This window comes from Duganella rhizosphaerae, from assembly GCF_040364205.1.
Taxonomy (GTDB): domain Bacteria; phylum Pseudomonadota; class Gammaproteobacteria; order Burkholderiales; family Burkholderiaceae_D; genus Rugamonas; species Rugamonas rhizosphaerae.
Window position 1 is genome coordinate 1 of record NZ_BPWK01000048.1, and the last position, 2,275, is coordinate 2,275.

1 protein-coding gene is annotated in these 2,275 nt (G+C 65.0%); it reads left to right on the forward strand.

The annotated features are described in order from the left end of the window. On the forward strand, positions 1-2,275 hold a 2,275-nt coding region (locus tag RUGAMON1_RS32510), incomplete at both ends, for a condensation domain-containing protein (protein WP_445234400.1).

The window sequence follows — 2,275 nt, forward strand, 5'->3', positions numbered from 1 at the left end:
ACTGGGCGAGATCGAGGCCAAATTGTCGGCCTGCGCCGGGGTGCGCGAGGCGGTGGTGCTGGCGCGCGAAGACCAGCCGGGCGACAAGCGCCTGGTGGCCTACCTGATCGCCGACGCGGAAGGGCTTGATCTGGGCCTGTTGCGCCAGCAACTGAGCACCCAACTGGCCGAGTACATGGTGCCGAGCGCCTTTGTGACGCTGGATGCTTTCCCGCTGACGGAGAACGGCAAGCTCGATCAAAAGGCCTTGCCGGCGCCGGATGGCGACGCCTACGCGCGGCGCGGCTATGAGGCGCCTCGGGGTGAGGCGGAGCAAACGTTGGCGACAATCTGGGCCGAGCTGCTCAAGCTGGAGCAGGTCGGTCGCCATGACAACTTCTTCGAGCTGGGCGGACATTCGCTGCTGGCGGTGGCGCTGATCGAGCGTATGCGCGGCGCCGGCCTGCAAACGGATGTGCGTACCTTGTTCAGCACACCGACAGTCGCGGCACTGGCGCTGGGCATGGAGCAGGGCATCGCTGGCGTGGTGTTGCAAGTGCCGCCCAACGGCATCGCCGACGGCTGCCAGGCGATTACGCCGGACATGCTGCCGCTGGTGCAGCTGACTGTCGAGGAAATCGCTGCCATCGTCGATAGCGTGCCGGGAGGCGCGGCGAATATCCAGGATATCTATCCGCTGACGCCTTTGCAGGAGGGAATCCTGTTCCATCATATGATGGGGCAGGACGGCGACCCCTATCTGATGCAGATTGTATGCGCGTTCGACACGCGTGAACGCCTGGACAGCTATCTGGAAACCCTGGGCAGTGTCATCAAGCGGCACGATATTCTGCGTACCGCCATGCGGTGGGAGGGCTTGCGCCAGCCGGTGCAAGTGGTATGGCGCGACGCGCCGCTGTTGATCGAAGACGTCAGTGCGGAGCTGGCCGGCGTCGATGTCATCAGCGAAATCCGCGAACGCTACAACCCACGCCACTATCGCATCGATGTGCGCCAGGCGCCGCTGATGCGGGCGATGATCGCGCAGGACGCCGTCAATGAACGCTGGGTGATGCTGTGGCTGAACCATCACCTGGTCGACGACAACACGTCGATGAAGTTCCTGATTGAAGAAGTGCATGCGATTCAACACGGCCGGGAACAGGGCTTGCTGGCCGCCGTCCCGTTCCGTAACTTCGTCGCGCAGGCGCGGCTGGGCGTGAGCGAAGACGAGCACGAGGTCTTCTTCAAGGCGATGCTGTCCGATTTCAGCGCACCGACCGCGCCGTATGGTTTGCAGCAGAGCCGTGGCGAGCTGTCGGTAGGCGAGTCGAAGCGCGTGGTTCCGGTCGATCTGGGCAAGCGCCTGCGTGCGCAGGCTCGCGTGTTGGGCGTGACTGCAGCCAGCGTCATGCACCTGGCCTGGGCGCAGGTGCTGGCGAAACTTTCGGGGCAAGAGGATGTGGTGTTCGGCACGGTGCTGTTCGGCCGGATGCAGGGGGGCGTCGGCTCTGACCGCGTGCTGGGCATGTTGATCAACACGCTGCCGATCCGCATACGCGTCGGTGAATACGGCGCCGCCCGCAGCGTGCGGGAAACGCATGGCGCGCTGACGCAGCTGTTGCGCCACGAGCATGCGCCGCTCGCCCTCGCACAGCGCTGCAGTGCGGTGCAGGCGCCGCTGCCGCTGTTCTCGTCTCTGCTGAACTATCGTCACGGAGAGCATGCGCAGCAGGGCGATGTCGCGCAGACGGCATGGGAGGGGGTTGAAATGCTCAGCGCGGAAGAGCGCACCAATTATCCGTTCACCTTGTCGATCGACGACCTGGGTGACGTATTCCTGTTGACCGCACAGGTCGAGCATGTGGGCTCCGCCGCGCGCGTCTGCGACTATATGCAAACGGCGCTGGAAGGTCTGGTGGCGCTGCTGGAAACCGCACCCGAGACGCCCTTGGTGGCGGTGGACGTTTTGGCTGACGGAGAGCGCGATCAGGTTCTGTACGGGTGGAACGCAACCGACGCCGCCTATCCGTCCGAACTGGGCGTGCATCAGGTGTTCGAACAACAGGTGGCGCTGCGGCCGCAGGCCGTGGCGCTGGTGCACGACCAGAGTACGCTCAGCTACGCGGAACTCAATGCGCAGGCCAACCGCTTGGCGCGCCACCTGATCGCCCAAGGCATCGGCGCGGGTGACTACGTGGCGACCTGCCTGGAGCGCTCGGCCGAACTGGTGATCGCCCAGCTGGCGATCCTGAAGGCCGGCGCGGCCTATGTGCCGCTCGATGCGGTGCTGCCG